This is a genomic window from Actinoallomurus sp. NPDC052274, assembly GCF_040679475.1.
GTDB classification, from domain to species: domain Bacteria; phylum Actinomycetota; class Actinomycetes; order Streptosporangiales; family Streptosporangiaceae; genus Actinoallomurus; species Actinoallomurus liliacearum.
On the sequence record NZ_JBFAUT010000039.1, the window covers coordinates 21,864 to 44,207 of the forward strand.

A 22,344-nucleotide genomic window follows, 5' to 3' on the forward strand; every position below is an offset into this window, starting at 1 on the left:
TCCGAGCCGGCGCACCGCCTGGTTCAGGCTCCCCGGTCCGGCCAGATCCGGATCACGTATCGTTCTCGCCCCTCCAGTTCCTCGCACGCCGCCTCGAAGGCAGGGTCGGAGACGTCCTCGAATCGCGCGAACAGCTCCGCGACCGCCTGCTCCGTGCGGGCGCGACCATAAGCGTCGACGCGGACTCGATACGTGCCGGGCTCAGGCAACTCGAGGACATCGCTCTGCCAGCCGCCGGTGATCTCGTTCACGCTGATCCGCCCGCTGGGCATACGAAGCCGAGCGCTCCCGCTCGACTCGGCCGGGTCCAGATCATCAGGCGGCTCAGCGGCCCAGGACTCCATCCGGACGGCGACTTCGACGATGTCCTGCCCCGTTCCGACGAGAACCTCCGAGTCTCCGATTCCGAGCCAGCCCCCGGCGCTCGACGGGACCGGCGTGGACACATCGCTTCCCACGGCGCTGTCGGCGATCCCGAACATCTTCCGATCGGGACTGACCGACAGATCGACCGCGAAGATCGGTGCTGCCATCTGTTCCTCACCCTCAGCCGCAACGGCCGTCGTGGCCGCCGCGGCCACCGTAGCGCTCGACCACGGGCGACATGGCGCGTGATCCGCTCGGTAGGAGGTGTCCGCGTCCCCCGACCGCGAACCTCCACGAAGACGTGGGCTGGTCCGAAGGCTCGTCCTGGTGCCCGCTCCAGGGGAAGGGTGTATTCAGCGTTACCCCGGAGACGGAAGACCGCACCATGGGCGTCGCGTCGGCCCGTCGGTTGAATCGAGCCCATGAACAACGCACGCACACGAAGATCACTGGTGCTCGTCGGGGCCGTGCTGGCCGCCTCCATGGCGGGCGGCGCCGCGACCGCCTCGGCCGCTCCCCCGGCCACGGGCACGCTGCCGCCGCTGGACCCCACGGCGCTGCGCGCCGCGATCGCCGGGCTGCCGAACGCGACGGTGACGGGCGCGATGGTGAAGGTCACCGGGCCCGCCGGTCAGTGGAGCGGCACCTCCGGCGTCGGGGACGTCCGGACCGGGACGCCCGTTCCCGCGAACGGCCGGTTCCGGGCCGGCAGCATCTCCAAGGTGTTCACCGCCGTGATCGTCCTTCAGCTCGCCGCCGAGCACAAGGTCGACCTCGACCAGTCCGTCCAGCACTACCTGCCGGGCCTGCTACCCGCCGCGTACCCGAAGGTCACCGTCCGGCAGCTCCTCGACCACACCAGCGGACTGCCGACCGGCGGCGGCCTCGGCGAGTCGCAGGGCGACCCGAACCAGTGGTTCGTGGACCACCGCTTCGACAGCTGGACGCCCCAGGAGATCGTCGCCGACGGGATGCGGTACCCGATGGACTTCCCGCCCGGCACCCGGCAGCGCTACAACGGGATCAACTACTTCGTCGCCGGACTGCTCATCGAGAAGGTGACCGGCCGGTCCTACGCCCAGGAGGTGCAGCGGCGGATCCTGCGGCCGCTGCACCTGAACGCCACGTACGTCCTGGACCGGCGGGACCCGCGCCTGCCCGGCCCGCACTCCCACGGCTACGTCGCGGTGACCACGAACGGCACCACCGTGCTGCACGACGTGTCCGAACAGAGCCCCTACCCGTGGGCCGAGGGCGGAGTGATCTCCAGCGCGGACGACCTCACCCGCTTCATCCGCGCCATCTTCCAGGGCCGTTTGGTGCCCCGGTCCGTGCTCGGCGCGATGTTCACCGTGCCGGACGTGGAGTACGCCGACCAGAACAACTGCAACATCGGGCCGGGCGCCGGCCGTGCCTGTTACAGCGCGGGCCTGATGCGGACGACGCTGCCGAACGGCCTGACCGGCTGGGGCAAGACCGGCTCCCGCCCCGGCTACACCAGCGGCGTGTTCGCCACCCGCGACCTCCGCCGCGTCCTCGTCTACTCGATCAACCCGACGGGCAACAAGGACGGCTCGGAGCAGCCCTACGTCATGAAGATCGCCGCCGCGACCTTCGACCCGTCACTCGGCGCTCCCCAGAAGTCCGCGCCCGGCCCGCGCTGACGCCGTCCTCAGCGGGGACGGCGCGAGCCGGCGTCGCGCTCGCGGCGGACGGTCGGCTTACGGCCCTTGATCGTGGTCCTGCGGAGGGCCTTGATCACGTCGTCGGCCGCACCCTCGGGGATCTCGACCAGGGAGAACCGGTCGGCGATCTCGATCGTGCCGATGTCGCGTCCGGCCAGGCGGGACTCGCCGGCGATCGCGCCGACCAGGTCCTGCGGCCGGATGCCCGCGCTGCGGCCGGCGCCGACGAACAACCGGGTCATGCCCTCCGCGGGGCCGCGGTCCCGGCGATCGCGGCGGCCGCCGTCCCGGCGATCGCGGCCGTCCCGCCGGTCGCGACCGTCCCGGCCGGGCTTGTAGGTGACCTCCGGGATCTCCTCCTCGTCGACCGTCGCCCCACTGGAGTCGTAGGCGAGCTTGACCGCGGCGAGGGCGACCTCCATGACGTCGAACTCCTCGGCGAGCGGCTCGACGACGGCGAGGAACTGCTGCAGGTCGTCCTCGAGCAGGCTCTCCTGCAGCGCCGCGCGGGTCAGCTCCATGCGCCGGGCCCGCAGGTCGGCGACGGTGGGGACCTTCTGCACGGCGATCCGCTGCTTCGTCTGGCGTTCGATCGCCTTGAGCATCCGGTGCTCGCGCGGCTCGGCGAGGGTGATCGCGACGCCCTCGCGGCCCGCGCGGCCGACCCGGCCGATGCGGTGCACGTACGTCTCGGGCGCGGAGGGCACGTTGTAGTTGACGACGTGGGTGAGCAGCTCGATGTCGAGCCCGCGCGCGGCCACGTCGGTGGCGATGAGCAGCTCAGCGGTCCCGTTGCGCAGCCGGCCCATGACCCGGTCCCGCTGCTCCTGGCTCATTCCGCCGTGCAGCGCCTCGGCGCGGTAGCCGGAGCCGTTCAGGCTCTCGGTGAGCTGGTCGACCTCCTCGCGCGTACGGCAGAAGACGATCGCGGCGGTGGGCGACTCGACGTCGAGGAGCCGGCCGAGCGCCGCCGGCTTGTGGGCCCGGCCGACGACGTACGCGTCCTGCCGCACCTTCGGCGCCTCGCCCGGGGCGGGGGCCTCGCGGCCCATCTGGATCCGGACGGGCTCACGCAGGTAGCGCCCGGTGATGTTCTCGATGCGCGGTGGCAGCGTCGCCGAGAACAGCACGGTCTGGCGTTCTTCCGGCGTCTCCTGGAGGATCGCCTCGATGTCCTCGGCGAAGCCCATGTCGAGCATCTCGTCGGCCTCGTCGAGCACGACGGCGCGGACGGTGTCCAGCTTCAGGGTGCCGCGGCCGATGTGGTCGAGGGCCCGGCCCGGCGTGGCCACCACGACGTCGACCCCGCGCTCGATCGACTTGATCTGCCATCCGATCGGCTGGCCGCCGTAGATCGGCAGCGCCCGCACGCCCATCTCCCGGCCGTACCGGTGGAACGCCTGGGAGACCTGGACGGCCAGCTCCCGGGTCGGCACGAGGACGAGGGCGACCGGTCCGCCGCCCCGGCGGTCCTCGGCGGACGTCCGCTGCAAAATCGGCAGCGCGAACGCGGCGGTCTTGCCCGTCCCCGTCGCGGCCTGGCCGACGAGGTCGCTGCCATCGATCAGCGGCGGGATCGCCTCCCGCTGGATGGGCGTGGGCTCCTCGTAGCCCAGCCCGGTCAGCGCGTTCAGCAACTCCGGCCGGAGCCGCAGATCCGCGAAGCTGGTCACGCCGTCTTCCGCACCTTCGGCCACGCCATCGCCCAGGCCTTCGGCCGCGCGGGCTTCCGTGCCTTCGGCCGCACGGGCGTCCGTGCCTTCGGCCGCGCAGGCGTCCGTACCGCCGGTCGGGGCGGCGGCCGTGCCTTCCGTTACGCCGTCGGACTCGTTCGGGGTCATCATTGACTGGTCCTTCCCAAAGCTCACCTCTACGCCTACACCGTCCCGATCGGCGCCGTTCGACCGCACCCCAGGTTGGAGCGTTCCCCATGGGCGGGACCGATGGGACGGGCGCGCGGGAGGGCACGGCCGGAGGGGGCCGGAACGCTCGAGGTGGGTGGGTGCCGGGACGACGCGCCGATCAGGGCTTGCGCCCCACGCCCGCGATCGCCCAGAAGGTCTCAGGGTCGACGGCGGGTACGCCGGAGTCCGGACGCCAGGCCGGGACCTTGACGATACCGGGCTCGGCGATCTGAAGTCCCTCGAAGTAGGGCTCGACCTCCGCCAGGGTGCGGACGTTGCGCCGCCGGCTGCCGCGGACGATCAGTTCGTCCTGGTAGAGCGCGGCGAGCTTCTCGGTGACCTCGGGCCGGGTGTCGGAGATGGGGTGGGTGATGGCCATGTGACTGCCGGAGGCGATCGCCCGGCGGAACCCCTCGACCACGCGCAGCGCGACATCGTCCTCCGGGATGACGGTGAGCACGCCGATGAGCAGGATCCCGACCGGCCGCGTCAGGTCGACCAGCTCCGTCAGCCGCGGATGGGCGAGCAGGTCGTCGGGGTCGCGCATGTCGGCGCGGATGACGGCGGTACGGGAGGAGTCGGGGAGCAGCGCCTGAGCGTGGTTGACGACGAGCGGGTCGTGGTCTACGTACACGACCCGCGCGTCGGGAGCCGTGGCGCGCGCGGCCTCGTGCACGCTTCCCCGGGTCGGCAGCCCGCAGCCGACGTCGACGAACTGCCGGATTCCGGCCTCCGCCATGAAGCGCACCGCGCGCTTCAGAAAGCCCCGGGACTCCCGTGCCATCATCGGCAGTTCGGGCGCCAGAGTGAGGGCACGTTCGGCGGCCGCCCGGTCGGCGGCGAAATTGTCCTTGCCGCCGAGCATGTAATCCATTATCCGGGCCTCGTTGGGCATGGTCGGGTCGAAGCCGGATGACCTCGCACCAGACTGCACCTTCGCCCCCTCACCGACCACCACGGGTCGAATGATCCCAGAAACCGACGCCTACCGCTGAACTACGCGGCAACGCCTCAAAGCGGCGCATCCGGGAGATCTTCCGGCCGTACGATCGTCAGGTCCTCCTTCATCGGCGTGCGCAGCTCGGCGACCCGCTGCGCGTGGTGCTCGGTGATCCGCTGGAACACCTGCCGGGCCGCGCGGCCGTTGCCGAACCGCGCCCCGCGCGGGTAGCGCTCGAAGAACTCCAGCAGCCGGGCGAGGGTCTCGTCCGGCAGGTGGTAGTCGTGCTGCCGGGCCTGGTGCTGCACGATCCGGACGAGCTCGTCGGAGGAGTAGTCCTCGAAGGTCAGCGTGCGGGTGAACCGCGACGCCAGCCCCGGGTTCGAGTCGATGAACCGCTCCATGTCGCCGGGATAGCCGGCGGCGATCACCACGACCTCGTCGCGGTGGTCCTCCATCAGCTTGACCAGCGTGGCGACGGCCTCCTGCCCGAAGTCGTTGCTCTGCCCGTACGGCACCAGGGCGTACGCCTCGTCGACGAACAGCACGCCGCCCAGCGCCCGCTTGAAGACCGCCTGCGTCTTCGGCGCGGTGTGGCCGACGTACTCGCCGACCAGGTCACCGCGGTCGGTCTCGACCAGGTGACCGCTGGACAGCAGCCCGAGCGCGGCGAGGATCCGCCCGTAGAGCCGGGCGACCGTGGTCTTGCCGGTACCGGGGTTGCCCGCGAAGACCAGGTGCCGCGACAGCGGCGGCGGCGAGAGCCCCACCTCCTCCCGGCGCTTGACCATCTGCATCAGCTTGGCCAGCGAGGCGACCTCCTGCTTGACGCGGCTCAGGCCGACCAGCCGGTCGAGCTCGGCGAGCAGGTCGGCCAGGTCCTCCTTGCCGTCGCCCTCGGCGAAGGCGCCACGAGCGGCGCCGGCGGGTGACGCCCCGGGCCGCAGCACGGCGGGCCGGCTGCGCTCGGCGGACGGAATGGCGCTGGTCGCGACGTTGCCGGTCCGGCAGTCCTGGAAGACCGGCTCGGCGCCGTCCGCGACGGTGAGGTCCTCCTTGGTGTCGTGAACCAGGCAGCGGCGCACGGTCGGCGTGGCGTGCGGGCCGACGTACAGCGCGGGAAAGCCCGTCTCGGAGATGTCGCAGTCCTCGAGCACCCCGGCGGCGCCCTCGTTGAGGTACACGCCGTTCTTCCCGGACCGGGCGATCGTCACCGACCGGACGCGCGGGCGCGCGCCCGTCCAGATCACCAGCGCGCTGCCCTCGGTGTCGCAGATCTCGGCGTCCTCGATCCAGGCATCGCTGCCCTCGTCGAGGAAGATCCCGGCCGAGCCGGTCCCCGAGACCTTGCCGCCGCGAATCAGCACGCCCGTGTCGGGCCCGACCTCGATCCCGGTACGCGCCACGTCGGAGACCTCGCAGTCGTCCAGGAGAGGCCGGTGCCGGGTGGTGATCTGGGCGCCCATCTCGACGTCGCTGATCCGGCACTCGCGCAGCACGGCGTCGGCCCCCTCGACCGACACCCCGGCCAGCCGGGCGCGTTCGATCCGGGTCCGCTCGGCGAACAGGTCGGCGCGCTCGTCGACCCGGACGCCGTGCTCGGGCGTCTCGCGGACGTGACAGTCCTGCAGCGTGGCCCGCGCGCCGCCGCCCAGGTGGACGGCGGTGAACGCCGTCCTGGCGATCTCGCACTCCCGCAGCGAGACGACCGCGTCGCCCTTGCAGTGCACCCCGTTGGCCCCCGACCGGGCGAACACCGACCGGCGGGCGCGCACGGCGGCCGCGCCGGTGACGACCAGCGCCGTTCCGGAGACGTCGACCGCCCGCACGTCCTCCAGGTCCAGCCGGCACGACCCCGTCGCGACGATCGCCACGGCGTCCGTCTCGCGGACCTGGCAGTCCTTCAGGCGGGCGGCGGCCTCACCGCGGACGAGCACGCCCTCCGCCTTGGTGCGCACGATCTCGCAGCCCTCGAGCCGGACCCGGCGGTCCTCCAGCCCTGCGGAGGCGCCCTCGGCCTCGTCCCCCCGGTGCGCCGCGGCCGGCGCCTGCTCCGCCGCCCCCGCGGAGTCCTCCAGGCGCACGCCCTGCGCCGCGGAGTCGTGCAGCTCGCACCCACGGAGGGAGGCGTACGCCGCCGCGCTGATGACCAGCGCCGCGTCCCCCGACCCGCCGATCTGGCAGTCGGTGAAGATGCCGTGGGCGGCGCCGCTCAGCTGCAGGCCGGGACCGCGCGCCCGGTCGACGACGGTGCGGACGCACTCGACCTGGACGGAGCCGTCGAGCCGCACGCCCGCGCCGGCCACGGACCGTACGGTGCAGTCCGCGATGATCCCCTTGCTGGTGCCCGTCACCCGCACGCCCGCCTGCCCGGCGTCGCGCACGCCGCAGCCGCGCAGCGTGAAGGTGGCGTCGGTGAAGGTGATGCCGCCACCGCTGATCTCACAGCGTTCGAGGACCGGCGCTCCGTCGCGGCCGAGCACGGCCACGTCCGCCGACCCGGCCGCCTCCAGCGTCAGGTCGCGCACGGTCGCCGAGCAGCCGTGCAGGCTCAGCGCGGGCCCGTGCGGCGAGACGACGCGCACCGTGCCCGCTCCCTTGGCGGCGACGATCGTGACGTTCCGGTCGACGATCAGCGCCTCGTTGTAGACGCCGGGCTGGACGGAGACCACCGCGCCGTCGGCCGCGGCCCGCACGGCGGCGCCGATCGTACGATGCCCGCCCCAGGCGCCGGGCGCGACGCGCTGCCAGCCCGCCTTGACACGGAACTCCTCACGATCCGTGTTCCCTGGCATACCCACGCGATCAAGCTTGCCAGGCTCACCTGCCGCACGCGAGTGCCCGGCCCCACCATTCCCGCCGGCCCGCATCGCTTGGATCACGATGCGCCAACCGTTACCACACGGAACCGGCGAGTGAGATCATGACGCATGCCCTACCGTGCGCGACCGTTCGGCTACCCGAGCCGGACGAGCATGCCGGACCGGAGGACCGCCCTACTGGCGGCCCTGGGACTGGCCGCCACGGCGGTCGGCGGCTGCGCCCTGACCGCCTCCGCGAACGACTACCGGAAGGGGACCCTGCCGATCGCGACCGGGCTCGCGGACGGGGTCTACTACCAGTACGGACGCCGGCTCGCCCGGCTCATCGGCGACCGTCTCCCGGGCGTGCGCGCCTCGGCGGAGGTCACGAGCGGATCCCTGGACAACCTCCGGTGGCTCCGATGGGGCGGCGACCGGCTCGCGTTCACGGCGGCCGACGCCGCCGGCACGGCCGTGACCGCGCCCGGCGAACCGATCCGGGCGCTGGCCCGCCTGTACGACGACTACCTCCACCTGGTGGTCCTGGAGTCGTCGAACTTCCGCACGATCGACGACCTGCGCGGGCACCCCGTCGGGGTCGGCGCGAAAGGTTCGGGCGTGGAGCTCGTGGCCCGGAGGGTGCTGGCCGCCGCCGGTCTGACGGAGCTCGTCACCCCGATGCGGATCGGCCTGGACTACTCGGCCGCCGCGCTGCGGTCGGGCCTGGTCGACGCGTTCTTCTGGTCCGGTGGCCTGCCGACCGCCGGGATCGCCGAGCTGGCCGGGCGGGTGCCGCTCCGCCTGATCCCGTTGGGCGGGCTGGCGCCGGAGGTCCGCCGGCACTACGGGCCGTACTACCGCACCGCGACGATCCCGAGCGGCACGTACGTGAACGTCGACGAGACCCAGACGATCGCCCTCGCCAACTTCCTGGTCGCGCCCGCCTCACTGGACGACGGGCTCGCCTACCGCGTCACCGAGATCCTGTTCCGGAACCGGGACGCCCTCGCGGCGGCCGTGCCCTCGGCGGAGCTGCTGGACGTGGGCAGCGCCGTCCAGACCGATCCGGTGCCGCTGCACCCGGGGGCGCTGCGGTACTACCGGTCCGTCAAACGCTGACGGCGGCACCGCCGTCGTGGGGCACCGGCCCGTCGAACGCCGACGGCGGCACCGCCGTCGTGGGGCACCGGCCGGTCAGGCGCCGACGGCGGGCACCGCCATCGTCACGCGCAGGCCCGCGCCGTCGGCGGCGGCGATCTCCAGCCGGCCGCCGCTCGCCTCGAGGAGCGTACGGGCGACCGACAGGCCGAGCCCGGAGCCGTCGACGTTCTGGTGACCCGGACTGCGCCAGAACCGGTCGCCGATGCGGGCGAGCTCCTCGGGCGGCAGGCCGGAGCCCTCGTCGGTGACGCTGATCTCGACGTCGTCCCCGACCTCGGCGAGCTCGACGGTGACGGCCGATCCCTCGGGGGAGAACTTCAGCGCGTTGTCGATCACCGCGTCGAAGGCGCTGCCGAGGCCGGTGGGGTCGGCGGCGCCGAGCACCGGCCCCGCCCACCTCCGGCGCACCTCGATGGCCCGCGCGTCCGCGACGACCTGCCAGGCCGTGACGCGTTCGTCGACCAGGACGGCCAGGTCGATGGTCTCCACCGTGGCGCCGCCCTCCTCGGCGAGGGCGAGCTCCAGCAGGTCATCCAGGACCCGTGTGAGACGCTCGGCCTCGTGCCGGAGGTCCTTGATCTCCTCCTCCGACCCGGGCGGCAGGGACAGCGCCAGGCCCTCCAGCCGCAGCATGACGGCCGACAGCGGGTTGCGCAGCTGGTGCGACGCGTCGGCCACGAAGGCGCGCTGGCGTTCCATCGTGGCCTCCACCTTCTGCACCATCTCGTTGAACGACGTCGTGAGGCGGCGCAGCTCCGGCGGGCCGCTGGCGCCCGCCACCCGCGCGTCGAGGCGTCCCGTGGCGATCGTGTGGGTCACCGCGTCGAGCGCGCGGACCGGGCGCAGGATCCAGGTGGCCAGCAGGTGGGCGAGCGCGAGGAAGAGCAGCACCGCGACGGCCTCCACGGCGGCGAGCACCGACCAGTCCCCGGTGACGGCGGCCCGCATCCGGCCCGTCGGCGAGACCGTGACCACGGCGCCGACGACGTCGCCGTTCCGCGTGACCGGCACGGTCACGACGAGCGGGCCGTGCTCCCACGGCCAGATGGTGTCGCTGTTGGCGCTGTGCCGGCCGGCGAACGCCTGGCGCAGCCCGGCGCGGACGTCGTCCGCGTCGTCGCCGGGATAGCCGGCCGTGGCGACCAGCGTCGAATGCTGGCGGTCGACGACCGCCGCGGCCACCCCGTAGACGTCGTGGTAGCGGGTGAGCTCGGCGCCGATGTCAGAGGACGCGCCGAGGGGCGCCCCGGCCGCGATGGACGCGAACCGCGTCGTGTCGTCGAGCCGGTCCTGGAACAGGGCGTCCTGGTGCTGCCGGACGATGCTCGTGGCCAGCGGGACGCCGAGCGCGAGCAGGCTGCAGATGACCAGGGTGTTGAGGACGAGGATCAGGCGGGCGCGCACGGTCGGGTCAGGGGTGCGGGGGCGCGGGCCGGGGGCTCGCGGCCGGGGGGCGGACGTCCGCGGTGACGCGATAGCCCACGCCCCGTACGGTCTGGATGGCGCCGGGCACCTTCAGCTTGGCGCGCAGCGAGGCGACGTGGACCTCCAGCGTCCGCTGGTTGCCCTGCCAGTTCGTCTGCCACACCTCGCTGATCAGCTGGTCGCGCGGGCAGACCACGCCGGGCCGGCGGGCGAGGACCGCCAGCAGGTCGAACTCCTTGCGGGTCAGGCTCACCGGCACCCCGTCGACGCTGACCACCCGGCGCAGCCGGTCGAGATCGATCCGCCCGGCGATCAGCGCCTCGTCCTCGGGCGGGTCGGCGGGCCGGGCGCCGTCGTGCCGCGCGGTGCGGCGGCTGACGACGTGGATCCGCGCGATCAGCTCGCCGACGTCGTACGGCTTCACCACGTAGTCGTCGGCGCCGAGGTGGAGACCGTGGATCCGGGAGCGCACGTCCGCCCGCGCGGTCACCATGATGATCGGCACGTCGCGGACCGCGCGGATGCGGCCGCACAGCTCGAACCCGTCGCGGTCGGGCAGGCCGAGGTCCAGCAGGATGACGTCCGGCTCGCTCGCGAGGCGTTCGAGCGCCTCGGCCGCGGTGCGCGCCGGTTCGACCTCGAAGCCGTGCCTGCGGAGCACCGAGCACAGCGCCGCGGCGACGCGCACATCATCCTCGACGACGAGTAGCCGCACCACCGCTCCTTCCATCGGACGACACAGGTGATCTTTCGTTTCATCGCACAACGTACCGGGCCGATCACGCGAACGGGACCGGGCCCTCCCCGGCGCCGGAAGGGGGAGGGCCCGGAGCCGATGCTCCCGGCGGTGTCAGCCCACCGGGGCGAGGTCCGGTTCTTCGCCCACCGAGGCCTCGCCGGCGACCTCACGCGACGGGCCGGCCCAGCCGCTGCGGACGCCCCAGAAGTAGAAGGCCAGCGAGGTGACCGCGACGACCGCCATGTCCACGCCGTACGGGAGGACGCCGTGGCCGCCGAACTTCGCGCTGCCGAGCGCGGACAGCATCGCCATCCACGCGAGGTAGACGACGAGCCAGATCCCGGCCCGCAGGTGCGGGGCCCACCCGGCGAAGCGCGCCCGCCAGCCGTAGTAGACGTAGATCGGCAGGCCGAGCGCCATGATCCCGATCACCTCGCCGGTCAGCGGCCACTTCGACCAGAACAGCAGCAGGGAGGCGAACATGAACCCGGCCGGGGCGACGATCTTCAGCGCGGGCGCCGGGGCGGGCCTCGGCAGGTCCGGGCAGGTGCGCCGCAGGACCGTGGCCGACACCGGCCCGGTCACGTACGAGATGACGGTGGCGACCGAGATGACGTCGGCCAGCGAGCCCCAGCCCCGGAAGGTGAACAGGAAGACGAAGGAGACGGCGAGGTTCAGCCACATCGCCGGCTGCGGAATGCCGTACTTCGGGTGGACGCGACCGAAGATCTTCGGGAAGGTGCCGTTCTCCTTCATGCCCTGGATCATCCGCGCCGTGGACGCGGTGTAGGTCATGCCCGTGCCGGACGGGGAGACGAACGCGTCGGCGTACAGCGTGATGGCGAGCCAGTTGAGGTTCCAGGCGATCGCGAGGTCGGCGAACGGGGAGTTGAAGTCGATGCCGGACCAGCCGTGGCCGAGCAGGTGGCCGGGGACCGCGCCGACGAACGCCGTCTGCAGCCCCACGTACACCAGCGCCGCGACGACCAGCGCGCCGATCAGCGCGAGCGGCACCGAGCGGCCGGGGTTGCGCGCCTCACCGGCCAGGTTGATCGGGCTCTGGAAGCCGTTGTAGGCGAACACCACGCCCGAGGTCGCGATCGCGCTGAGCACCGCCGCCCAGCCGTACGGGGCGAAGCCGCCGTGGTGGGAGAAGTTCCCGCCGTGGAAGCCGGAGGCGATCAGGCCGATGATCGTCAGCGCCGGGACGGTGAACTTCACGATCATGATGAAGTTGTTCGCCATCGCGTACAGCCGGACGGTCCAGTAGTTCAGCAGGAAGTAGACGACGACGAGGACCCCGGCGAGGGCCAGGCCCAGGGGATGGAGTTCCTTGCCGTCGTACAGTCCCTTGGCCCAGTGCCACTTCCAGGAGCTCATGTACTGGATCGAGGCCTCGGCCTCGATGGGGATGACCGAGACGATGGCCACCCAGTTCGACCAGCCGCCCATGAAGCCGACCATCGAGCCGTGGGAGTACTGCGCGTAGCGCACCATGCCGCCGGACTTGGGGAAGGTGGAGCCGAGCTCCATGTACGACAGCCCGATGAGGATCATGATGCCCGCGCCGAGGACCCACGCGAGGATGGCCGCGGGGCCGGCGACCTTCGCCGCCTTCCACGCGCCGAACAGCCAGCCGGAACCGATGATCGAGCTGAGCCCGACCATGAGAAGCGAGAACGTTCCGAGTCGCCGCCGGTAGTCACCGGTCGACGCCGACCCGGATACGGGTGACGCGGTCGCCATGGATCACTCCATCTCAGTGCGCGAGGTCGCGGGGAGGGGGGATGTCTCGCGAGATTTGGTCGAGGATCCCCCCACGCGGCGACGCGGCCCAAGACGTTTGAGGGAAACCTGAGGTTCCAGGCATCGGCGGATATCCCGGTCATCCTCGGTGCGGTCCGCCGTCGCGCCCGCCGGGGTCGTGTCAGCCCGGCGCCACCGGACGCGCTGCACCATCGGCTACTGGTCTTTGGAGCGTTCTCGTTGACGGGGCCGGTCTCCCGCAAGATCCTTGATCGCCATGGGAACCGATGATCAGTCGGCGTGGTCCTCGTCGGCGAGCGGACACGGCGACGCCGTACGACATCAGGTGCTCGGGGCGGCCGCCGACATCCTGCGGCCGGCCCCCGCCCCGGCCGACGGGGCCGGCGGCCGGCCGGTCGTGGACGGATCCGCCCCGTCCGCGGTGACGCTCTACCTCGCCCTTCTGCAGGACCGCCTTCCCGTCTTCGCGCGCGTCATGAAGGACCTGTCCACGCGGGTGGGCCGGGGCGAGGTCGCCGACAACCTGTTCCTCGCCGCGCAGGCGACCATCGGCTTCTACCGGGAGATCCTGGCGGCGAAGGTGTCGATCCTCGCCAGCTCCGACCAGATCGTGCGGCTCCGGCAGGTGTTCCAGAGCCACGACCTGGGCCCTCAGGCGGCGTACGCCGAAGTCGCGGGCTACCTCGCCGGCGAACGCGACCTCGGGCGGATCGCCGCGGACGTGGACTGCGTGGCGGCCGCCCGGCTCCTCATCGGTGCCTGCTTCAACCACGCGTTCATGAAGATGCTGCTCGGCGACGGCCCCGCGGACGACGAGTTCGTCTCCCAGATGATCGGCGGCCTCCGACCCGGCCACCATCCGGCCCCCGCCGCCGACTGAGCCCCTTCTGACCGAGCCCCCACCCGACCGAGCCACTGTCGACCCGCCGCCGACTGAGCCGCTGCCGACCCGACGCCAACCGGCCCGACACCGACCGAGCCGCCGACCGACTGAGCCGCTGTCGACCCGCCGTCGACCGGCCGTCGACCGGCCCGCCGTCGACCGAGCCGTCGCCGGCTGAGCGGCACGGAGTCGGCCGGATGGCCGGATAGGCTGCCCGGATGTTCGATCAAGGCGAAGACCCGCGGCCCGCGCGCGGCGCGGTGCGCGAGATCTACACCCCCGAGCGGGCGGCGACCCTCGAGTACTCCCCGGACCTCGACGGCCTCGCGGATCCCGGCGAGATCGTGTGGGCGTGGGTGCCCTACGAGGAGGACCCGGCGCGCGGGAAGGACCGGCCGCTGCTGGTCGTCGGCCGGGACCGCCGCCAGTTGCTCGCGCTGATGCTGTCCAGCCACGACCACGGCGACGACCGGGACTGGCTGGAGCTCGGCTCGGGCGCCTGGGACCACGACGGCCGCGCGTCGTACGTGCGCCTGGACCGCGTGTTCGCGCTCGACGAGGACGACATCCGCCGGGAGGGCGCGATCCTCGACGGCGAGCGGTTCGCCCGCGTCGCCGCCGTCCTGATGCGCCTGCACGGCTGGACGCCCACGCGCTGACCGGCCGCCGCCCCGGGCGTGAAAGGAAAATGGAAGATCCTTGCCGGGTGGGTGGGCCCGACTCACTCTGGTGCGTACGCGCTCCGGCGCGTACGCGCCGTCCCGGTGAGGAGCAGTCATGCCCGGCCCAGCGAAGACCCGACCCGTGATCTCCCGGCCGCGCACGTGGCCGTACGGGGCCGCCTCGGCGGTGGTGGGAGCGATCACCCTGGTGGTCTCGCTCGTGCTGCCCGGCGCCGGGCCGGCGTCGGCCACGCCGCCCTGCGCGGTCACGTACACCGTCAACCAGTGGACCGGCGGCTTCACCGCCCAGGTCACCGTCACCAACAACGCGGCCCCGGTCACGAGCTGGACGCTGACCTGGACGTTCGCCGGCGACCAGAAGGTCACCTCCGCGTGGAACGCCCAGGTCACCCAGTCCGGCCAGGCCGTCGCCGCCCGCGACAGCGGGTACAACGGCGCGCTGGCGACCGGAGCCTCGACGAGCTTCGGGTTCCAGGGAACGTTCAGCGGCCAGAACACGGTCCCGGCCGACTTCGCGGTGAACGGCGCGAGCTGTGCGGGAGACGGCAGCCCCACTCCGACGCCGACTCCGACGCCGACCCCCACGCCGACGCCGACGCCGACGCCGCCGACGTCGTGCGGCCAGGCGGCCTTCTGTGACGGGTTCGAGAACCAGACCGGCTCGACGCCGTCCGGCGCCTGGCAGCCGTCCTACCCCGACTGCCAGGGCACCGGAACGGTCGCCGTCGACCACACCCAGGCGCACGGCGGCACGATGTCGCTCCGGGTGGACGGCGGCGCGACCTACTGCGACCACGCCTTCGCGGTCAACACGACGGGAGTGGCCGCGGCCGGCTCGGTGATCTACGTGCGCTACTACGTCCGGCACGCCCAGGCGCTGCCCGTCGACCACGTCGCCTTCACCACGCTGACCGACGCGGCCGACGGCAACCGGCACCTGCGGCTCGGCGGCCAGAACCAGGCGCTGCAGTGGAACCGCGAGTCCGACGACGCGACCCTGCCCGAGCAGAGCCCGACCGGCGTCGCGATGAGCGTGCCGCTCCCCGTGAACCGGTGGTCCTGCGTGGAGTTCGCGATCAACGGGACGGACGGCACCATGAGCACCTGGCTGGACGGGACCGAGGTGGCCGGCCTGCACCTGGACGGCACCCCGACACCGAACGTCGACCGCCAGTGGCTGAGCCGGGCGAACTGGCGGCCGCACCCCATCGACCTGCGGCTCGGCTGGGAAAGCTACGGCGGCGCGCGGGACACCCTCTGGTTCGACGACGTCGCCATCGGGCCGTCCCGCATCGGCTGCTGACCGCCGAACGGCCCACCCGACCGACCTACGAGCCCCCGGGCCCCAAGGCCCGACATACGAACCACCGGCCACCGGGGTCCGGGGTCCGGGGTCCGGGCACCAGGGGTCCGGGGTCCGGGGTCGGGGCACCAGGGGTCCGGCGTACGGCGTACGCGCCACCCGGGTCCGGGATTCGGAGCCCGCCGTACGCGCCACCGGGCACCAGGCACTGGCGTCCGGGATCCGGGATCCGGGATCCGGGATCCGGGATCCGGGCACCAGGGCTCCGGGGTCCGGGCACCAGGGGTCTGGCGTACGGCGTACGCGCCACCGGGGTCCGGGGCCCGGGCTACGAGCCACCGGCACCGAGGTCCGGCATACGAACCGCCGGACACCGGCGTACGAACCGTCGGGCACCGAGGTCCGGTATGCGAACCGCCGGACACCGGCGTACGAACCGTCGGGCACCGAGGTCCGGTATGCGAACCGCCGGACACCGGCGTACGAACCGTCGGGCAGCGCCGGGCGGGCGGGACGGCCCGCGCAGACGACGGCGGATCTGCCGAGTTTGTCCAGACTCGGCTCAGCATCGTCGTGGGGGGCCGGACGTACCGGATGCTCGGAAAAAGCCCCGCCGCGCTGCCAATATGCGGCCTTTGCTCCCCTGCTGGACCACGGTCGCCGAGCATTCGGTACGCCTTGGCCAGCGGCCCGGGGGTCAGTGGGCGACAGTGAAACGTCTCCGGTGGCACCGGAGCCGCTCGATGTCGGCGTGCGGAGGCGTACCGAATGCTCGGAAAAAGCCCCGCCGCGCTGCCAATATGCGGCCTTTGCCCCCCTCCTGGGCCGCGATCGCCGAGCATTCGGTACGCCTTGAGCAGCGGCACCGGGTCAGTGGGCGACGGTGAAACGCCTCCGGTGGTGCCGGGGCCGCTCGGCCTCGTCCAGCAGGGCGACGGCGAGGTCCTCCATCGAGATCCAGGATCGTCCCTCGGCGTCGGTCAACAGCTCGTCGGTTCCCAGGCGGTACGCGCCGGTGCGTTCGCCTGGTTCCAGGAGTGCCGGCGGGCTCAGGTAGGTCCAGTCGACGCCCGTCTCGGCCTGGCAGGCCGCGAGCTGGTCGGCGCACGCCAGCGCGATGTCCCGCCAGGCGGCGGGGAACCCCGGCTCATCGACCACGGCCAGGCCTCCGGTGCCGGGCACGGTCAGCGTGGCGGCGCCCCCGACGACGAGCAGCCGGACCCCTGTCCCCGCGAGGCCGGCCAGCAGCGCCTTCACCGCCGTGACGAGCTCGTGCTCGCTGCCGGGCGCCGGACGGGTCGCCGTGATCACGACATCCTGTCCGGCGGCGAGGCGGGCCACGTCCTCAGGGTTCCGAGCGTCCGCCGTACGAACGCGGGCGCCGGCGGGCGGCTCCGCGAACCGGGCCGGGTCGCGGACGACGGCGGTGACCTCGTGGCCCCGGGACAGCGCCTCGGCGACCACACGGCGCCCGACTCCGCCCGCCGCTCCGAACACGGTGATACGCATGATCATGAACTCCTTCTCGCGATGGCGGCGGACGGTGCCGCCGGGCTTGTCGGCGCGCTCGCCGGACTGCACAGCACTGCCGGGCCTGTCGGCGTGCCCTCCTGCCGAGGCGACGCGGCCCCTGGCCGGCCGGCGCCGCCGCCGGGACTGTCGGTGCCGCCGCCGAACGGGTCGGCGCGGCCTACTGGCCGATCGGTGCCGCCGGGACTGTCGGCGCGCTCGCCGAACTCCTCGGCACTGCCGGGCCTGTCGGCGCGCCCTCCTGCCGAGCCGATGCGGCCGCCTGGCCGGTCGGTGTGGTCGCGGGGCGTGGTGCGCCGGGGCGCTGGCCGACCAGTGTGCCGCCGAAGGCCAGCGCCATGCCGAGCAGTTGCAGCGGGGTCAGCGCCTGGCCGAGCGCGGCCCAGCCGATGACCGCTGCGGACAGCGGGCTGAGCAGCGCGAGGAAGGCCACCGAGGTCGCGGGCAGGCGGGAGATGCCGCGGAACCATACCCAGTACGCGGCGGCCGTGCCGACCGCTCCGAGGTAGAGGTAGCCGCCTACGGCGCGCCCGTCGAGGGCCGGCGGCGGGCCCTCGATCAGCAGGGTGACCGGCACGAGCAGCAGGCCGCCCACGGTGAGCTGCCAGGCGGTGAGGCCGAGCGGGCCGACGCCCTCGGGGCGCCCCCAGCGCTTGGTGAGCACCGTGCCCGCCGACATCGACGCGGCCCCGGCGAGTCCGGCGAGCACTCCGAGGACGTCCATCCGGGCGTCGGCGCGCAGGACGACGAGCCCGACGCCGACGAGTCCCGTCAGGGCGGCCAGCAGCTTGCGGGCGGTGGGCCGTTCGGCCAGCAGCAGGGCCGCGAACGCGAGGGCGAACAGCGGGCCCACCGCGCCGAGCACCGCCGCGACGCCTCCGGGCAGCCGGTAGGCGGCCAGGAACAGCAGCGGGAAGAACGCTCCGATGTTGAGCAGGCCGAGGATCGCCGCCCGCCACACCCAGACGCCGCGCGGCAGGACGCGGGTGGCGGCGAGGAGGACCAGGCCGGCGGGCAGCGCCCGCATCGTCGCGGTGAACAGCGGCCGGCCGGGCGGCAGGTACTCGGTCGTCACGGCGTAGGTCGACCCCCATACGAGGGGGGTGAGCGCGGTGAGGGCCAGATCGCGGACGTTCGGTGCGGAGGAGACGTCCCGCCGGGCGGTGAGGACGGTCATCGAAAATCCCTCCAGATTGATAATCTCAACGTTGAGATAACAGCACGCGCAGCCGTTCAACGTCAAGTAGATGAACGTTGAGATGGTTTGCGTTGAGAGGAGTCCCAGGTGAGCGACGCGGTGGACCAGATCCTCGGCCAGTGGGCCCGCGAACGACCGGACGTCGACGCGTGGCCGATGGGGATCGTCGGCCGGATCACCCGGCTGTCGCGGCTCCTGGACCGCGAGCTGAAGGACTTCTTCGCCGGTTACGGCCTCGAGCACTGGGAGTTCGACGTGCTCGCCACCCTGCGCCGGTCCGGCCCGCCGTACGAGCTGACCGCGGGCGCCCTCAACCGCGCCGCGATGGTGACCTCCGGGGCGATCACCAACCGGATCGACCGGCTGGCGGCGAAGGGCCTCGTGGAGCGGGTGCCCGACGAGGAGGACCGGCGGTCCGTCCGGGTCCGCCTGACCGAACGAGGCCGGACGACGGTCGACGAGATCGTCGGACCGCACGTGGCGAACGAGGTGCGGCTGCTCGCGTCGCTGGGTCCGGACGAGCGGGAGGGGCTGGCGGTCCTGCTCCGCGGCCTGCTCAAGTCCCTCGGCGACACGTCCATCCGGTGAACGCGAGCGTTTGTCGATCTTGCTCCCGGCCGAGCTGGTACGTTCAAGCGAGAGTAAAGCCTCCCGCCGCCGCGAGCCGATCGAGTGCCGCGGGCCGGACGGGCGACGTCTCCGTCTTCCCTGGGGGATCGGTGAGAGCTGTTCGGCGGACCGCGCCGGCCGTCGCGGCGACGGCGCTGATCGTCGCCGGACTGTCCGGCTGTCTCGGCAAGGACGACTCCGGGAGCAAAGGCGGCGCGGCGACCGGCGGCGGCGCCGTCCGGGGCGGTGTGACGGTCGCGTCCGGGGACAAGCCCGTCGCGAAGGCGACGTTCCCCTCCCCGATCGCCGCCGGCGCGACCGTGGACATCGCCATCCTCGAGCTCAAGGCCGGTGGCCGGCTCGCCGACCTCACGGTCAGCATGACCCCGCACGTGCCGGCGAACGGCGCCACGCAGCGGATCACGCCCTACCGTCTCAACGGCGAGACCACGCTCGGCGTCTTCCTGATCGACACCGTGAACCTCAAGCGCTACCTGGTGGTCAAGGACAGCTCCGGGCACGAGCTGCAGACCGACTACGTCACGACGAACATCGCGAACGACCAGCCCGGCCAGCTGTCGTTCACGTTCGCGGCGCCGCCGAAGGGCGTCGACCGGATCGACGTGCAGATCGGCAACTGGCCGATCTTCCGCGACGTTCCGATCGCGCGGTGACCGGGATGCGGCGCGGCTCTCTCCTGATGGGCGCGGCGCTCGTGCCCGCCCTGCTGTTCCTCCCCGGCGCGGCGACCGCCGGCGACGTCCCGGACGCGAACCTCCAGGAGGCCGTCCGCACCATCGACGTGGCGGGCGGCGTACGCGACATCGACCTCGGCAACGCGGTGATCCCGCTCGAAGAGGACAAGACGGTCGGCGACGAGGTCACCGTACGGATCGCCGCGGACGTCCTGTTCGACTTCGGCAAGGCCACGCTCACCGGCGTCGCCCGGCGTCGGATCGCCGAAATCGCCGAGCGGATCCACGGCCCGGTGCGGGTCGCGGGGTTCACCGACGCCATCGGCTCCCCCGCCGCCAACCTCACGCTGTCGAGGCAGCGGGCGGAGGCGGTGCGGGCCGAGCTCGCCCGGCAGGTGCACATGACGATCACCGCGACCGGGTACGGCGAGGCCCGGCCGGTGGCGCCGAACCGGACGCCGGACGGCAAGGACGACCCCGTCGGCCGGGCCAAGAACCGCCGGGTCGAGATCTCGTACCAGAAGTGACCGGGCGTCGGGGTCCGGGCGAGGCGGCCGTCGAACTCGCCCAGCGGATCAGCCGATGCGCCGGAACCGGTGAGGTGCCCGAACCGGCGAGGCGCCGGAAAGAGTGAGGCGCCGGTCCGGTGACCGGCGCCCCACACGAGAACCCGTCAGTGCCGGGCCATCAGCTTGACCGTCACCTTCTTCGGCGCCTTGACGCGCTTCGCGGCGGCCTTCTTGGCCTTCGGCTGCGGGCGCAGTCCCGCGACGAGCTTCGACAGCACCGATGGCGACGCGGTGGACCGCACCGCCGGGGTGTCCGCCGGGTTGATGCCGACGCCCAGGCTCATGACGCCGGTCAGGTTCATGGAGTTGTTCGCCGAGCTCGACGGCAGGCCCATCATCTGGTTGATCACGCCGTCGAGGATCGAGGCGGGGCCGCACCCCTTGGCGGCGGGTACCGCGATCTTGTTGTTGATCTGCACGGGGTAGGGCGTCCAGCCCAGCTCCGGGTCGCCGGCCCCGCCCGGGACGAGGATCGTCGGGGTCAGGCTCGCGGTGATCGGGCCGATGACGCAGTTGGAGCCGAGCAACTGGTTGTTGAGGTGGACGTTCAGCTTCGCGGTCGCCTCGATGCCGCCCGGACCGAGCTGGACGGTGATCGGCGCGGCCAGCGTCTGCGTCACGGTCAGCCGGTTGACCGGCAGCAGCGCCGCCGGGGTCTTGCCCAGCACCGTTCCGACCAGCGGTAGCTGTCCGATCAGGCCGCCGGGCACCTCGACCGGCTGCGACACGAGCTGGTCTCCCATGACCGGTGGGTTGAGGACGCTGCCCGGGCCGAGGGAGGAGATGTAGCCGGTGACGCGGATCGCGTTCGGCGGCAGGGTCAGGGCGAAGCTGCCGATCTTCACGCTGCCGCCGGAGGTGACCTGGGTCTGGCAGGCGTGGTTCTGCGGGCACTGGGCCTGGAACTTCGCGGCGACCTGGGGCATGCTGCCGTGCGCCACCGCCGGGACGGCGGGGTGCGGCGATCCGGCCGGCGGCGCGGCCGGGTCGAGGCTGCCGACGGCGCCCTTGCCGGCCTCGGTGAACCAGAGCCGCTTGCCCGGACCGGACGCGATCCGCATCGGCGCGGACAGCGTGGCGGGCAGCGGGTACTCGGTGACGGCGCCGGAGCCGGGGTCGACGCTGCCGATGTTGCTGGCGGCGGCCTCGGTGAACCAGATCTGCCTGTCCGGGCCCACGGTGATGCCGATGGGCGCCGAGTCGGCGGTGTTCACCGGGTACTCGTCGATGCCGCCGGTCGCCGGGTCGAGCCGGCCGATCATCCCGACGCCGGGCTCGGTGAACCACAGGGCGCCGTCGGGGCCCGTGACGATCCCGCCGAGTGACGGCGAGCCGCTGCCGGCGGACGGCGGGTCATAGGTGGTGACCGCGCCGGTCGCCGGGTCGAGCCGGCCGATGGATCCGTCGGTGCCGGTGTACCAGACCGCGCCGTCCGGGCCCGCCGCGAGGCCGTACACGGCCGCGCCGGCGGTGGCGTACACGGTGACGGTGCCCGAGGAGGTGATCCGGCCGATGGCCGGCGCCGCGCCCCCGCCGAACCACATCGCGCCGCCGGGACCGGCGACGATGTCGGTCAGTCTGCCGCCCGCGAAGTTGACGTCGCCGGTGGTGGGCACCTCGAACAGGGTCGTCTTCCCGGTCGCCGGATCGACGTAGCCGACCCGGGGGACGTCGACGGAGGAGTCGGTGAACCACAGCCGGCCGCCCGGCCCGGCGGTCATCCCGTCGGCCGCGCCCCGCGTCTTCTGCGAGTTCGCGGGCAGGGCGTACTCCGTGACCTTGCCGGCCGAGTCGACCTTTCCGACGCCACCGGCGTTCTCGGCGAACCAGACGCTGCCGTTCGGGCCCGCGGCCAGGCCCGCCGGGGCGACGTCGGGCACGGGCAGTCCGACCTCGGTCACGCCGGCGGCGGCATCGGCGGGCGAGGCCGGGCTGAGGCCGACCGCGCCGAGCAGGGCCGCCGACGCGAGGACCCCCGCGCGCACACCACGATGGCGCATGCCATCGCCTCCTAGGATCTTCATAGTGGGCCACTAGAAACCCACGGGTGTTTCACGTCAAGCCGATCAGTGCCGCCCGTCCGGTT

18 protein-coding genes are annotated in these 22,344 nt (G+C 72.9%); 8 read left to right on the top strand and 10 right to left on the bottom strand.

The window, feature by feature from the left end; all coding sequences use genetic code 11:
* Positions 1-23: 23 nt before the first annotated feature.
* The gene (locus AB0K82_RS28545) at positions 24-581 is read right to left on the bottom strand and encodes a hypothetical protein (RefSeq protein WP_364402744.1); all 558 of its coding nucleotides are present in this window, start codon (positions 579-581) and stop codon (positions 24-26) included.
* 207 nt (positions 582-788) lie between these two features.
* Between AB0K82_RS28545 and AB0K82_RS28550 the strand changes: the two genes are divergently transcribed.
* Positions 789-2,030 carry a serine hydrolase domain-containing protein gene (locus AB0K82_RS28550; RefSeq protein WP_364402746.1) on the top strand — a complete coding sequence of 414 codons (1,242 nt, stop codon included), beginning with the start codon at positions 789-791 and terminating at the stop codon, positions 2,028-2,030.
* Between the two features lie 8 nt (positions 2,031-2,038).
* On the opposite strand, the gene AB0K82_RS28555 is transcribed toward AB0K82_RS28550, so the two are convergent.
* From AB0K82_RS28555 to AB0K82_RS28565, 3 genes are all read right to left on the bottom strand, one after another.
* A complete protein-coding gene (locus AB0K82_RS28555) occupies positions 2,039-3,895 on the bottom strand; it encodes a DEAD/DEAH box helicase (RefSeq protein WP_364402749.1) in 1,857 nt (618 codons plus the stop codon).
* A gap of 178 nt (positions 3,896-4,073) precedes the next feature.
* On the bottom strand, positions 4,074-4,913 hold the full coding sequence (locus AB0K82_RS28560) for an SAM-dependent methyltransferase (protein WP_364402751.1): 840 nt from the start codon (positions 4,911-4,913) through the stop codon (positions 4,074-4,076).
* 53 nt (positions 4,914-4,966) lie between these two features.
* Positions 4,967-7,690, bottom strand: coding sequence for a right-handed parallel beta-helix repeat-containing protein (locus tag AB0K82_RS28565; RefSeq protein ID WP_364402864.1), 2,724 nt, complete (start codon positions 7,688-7,690; stop codon positions 4,967-4,969).
* A 135-nt stretch (positions 7,691-7,825) separates the two neighbouring features.
* Between AB0K82_RS28565 and AB0K82_RS28570 the strand changes: the two genes are divergently transcribed.
* The gene (locus tag AB0K82_RS28570; RefSeq protein ID WP_364402754.1) at positions 7,826-8,815 is read left to right on the top strand and encodes a TAXI family TRAP transporter solute-binding subunit; all 990 of its coding nucleotides are present in this window, start codon (positions 7,826-7,828) and stop codon (positions 8,813-8,815) included.
* Between the two features lie 75 nt (positions 8,816-8,890).
* Here the strand turns inward: AB0K82_RS28570 and AB0K82_RS28575 are convergent, their stop codons facing one another.
* From AB0K82_RS28575 to AB0K82_RS28585, 3 genes are all read right to left on the bottom strand, one after another.
* A complete protein-coding gene (locus AB0K82_RS28575) occupies positions 8,891-10,261 on the bottom strand; it encodes a HAMP domain-containing sensor histidine kinase (RefSeq protein WP_364402755.1) in 1,371 nt (456 codons plus the stop codon).
* 7 nt (positions 10,262-10,268) lie between these two features.
* Positions 10,269-10,997, bottom strand: a complete 729-nt coding sequence (locus AB0K82_RS28580) for a response regulator transcription factor (RefSeq protein ID WP_364402758.1) — start codon at positions 10,995-10,997, stop codon at positions 10,269-10,271.
* A gap of 135 nt (positions 10,998-11,132) precedes the next feature.
* Positions 11,133-12,767, bottom strand: coding sequence for an APC family permease (locus AB0K82_RS28585; protein WP_364402760.1), 1,635 nt, complete (start codon positions 12,765-12,767; stop codon positions 11,133-11,135).
* 277 nt (positions 12,768-13,044) lie between these two features.
* On the opposite strand from AB0K82_RS28585, the gene AB0K82_RS28590 reads away from it, so the two are divergent.
* From AB0K82_RS28590 to AB0K82_RS28600, 3 genes are all read left to right on the top strand, one after another.
* Positions 13,045-13,668 carry a TetR/AcrR family transcriptional regulator C-terminal domain-containing protein gene (locus AB0K82_RS28590; protein ID WP_364402763.1) on the top strand — a complete coding sequence of 208 codons (624 nt, stop codon included), beginning with the start codon at positions 13,045-13,047 and terminating at the stop codon, positions 13,666-13,668.
* 221 nt (positions 13,669-13,889) lie between these two features.
* Positions 13,890-14,330, top strand: coding sequence for a type II toxin-antitoxin system PemK/MazF family toxin (locus AB0K82_RS28595; RefSeq protein ID WP_364402766.1), 441 nt, complete (start codon positions 13,890-13,892; stop codon positions 14,328-14,330).
* 118 nt (positions 14,331-14,448) lie between these two features.
* Positions 14,449-15,657 carry a cellulose-binding domain-containing protein gene (locus AB0K82_RS28600; protein ID WP_364402768.1) on the top strand — a complete coding sequence of 403 codons (1,209 nt, stop codon included), beginning with the start codon at positions 14,449-14,451 and terminating at the stop codon, positions 15,655-15,657.
* Positions 15,658-16,527: 870 nt separating this feature from the next.
* On the opposite strand, the gene AB0K82_RS28605 is transcribed toward AB0K82_RS28600, so the two are convergent.
* Together AB0K82_RS28605 and AB0K82_RS28610 are read right to left on the bottom strand one after the other, a co-directional pair.
* Positions 16,528-17,166 (bottom strand): NAD(P)H-binding protein, encoded by a 639-nt coding sequence (locus tag AB0K82_RS28605; protein WP_364402770.1) that lies wholly within the window; start codon positions 17,164-17,166, stop codon positions 16,528-16,530.
* 181 nt (positions 17,167-17,347) lie between these two features.
* Entirely contained in the window at positions 17,348-18,364 is a 1,017-nt protein-coding gene (locus AB0K82_RS28610; RefSeq protein ID WP_364402772.1) for an EamA family transporter, read from the bottom strand.
* A gap of 108 nt (positions 18,365-18,472) precedes the next feature.
* On the opposite strand from AB0K82_RS28610, the gene AB0K82_RS28615 reads away from it, so the two are divergent.
* From AB0K82_RS28615 to AB0K82_RS28625, 3 genes are all read left to right on the top strand, one after another.
* The gene (locus AB0K82_RS28615; RefSeq protein WP_364402775.1) at positions 18,473-18,973 is read left to right on the top strand and encodes a MarR family transcriptional regulator; all 501 of its coding nucleotides are present in this window, start codon (positions 18,473-18,475) and stop codon (positions 18,971-18,973) included.
* Between the two features lie 131 nt (positions 18,974-19,104).
* Positions 19,105-19,668: a hypothetical protein gene (locus AB0K82_RS28620; RefSeq protein WP_364402778.1), complete on the top strand. Its 564-nt coding sequence runs from the start codon at positions 19,105-19,107 to the stop codon at positions 19,666-19,668.
* A 5-nt stretch (positions 19,669-19,673) separates the two neighbouring features.
* Entirely contained in the window at positions 19,674-20,216 is a 543-nt protein-coding gene (locus tag AB0K82_RS28625) for an OmpA family protein (RefSeq protein WP_364402866.1), read from the top strand.
* 146 nt (positions 20,217-20,362) lie between these two features.
* Here AB0K82_RS28625 and AB0K82_RS28630 read toward each other — a convergent pair whose 3' ends face one another.
* Positions 20,363-22,258: a hypothetical protein gene (locus AB0K82_RS28630; RefSeq protein WP_364402780.1), complete on the bottom strand. Its 1,896-nt coding sequence runs from the start codon at positions 22,256-22,258 to the stop codon at positions 20,363-20,365.
* Positions 22,259-22,344 lie beyond the last annotated feature (86 nt).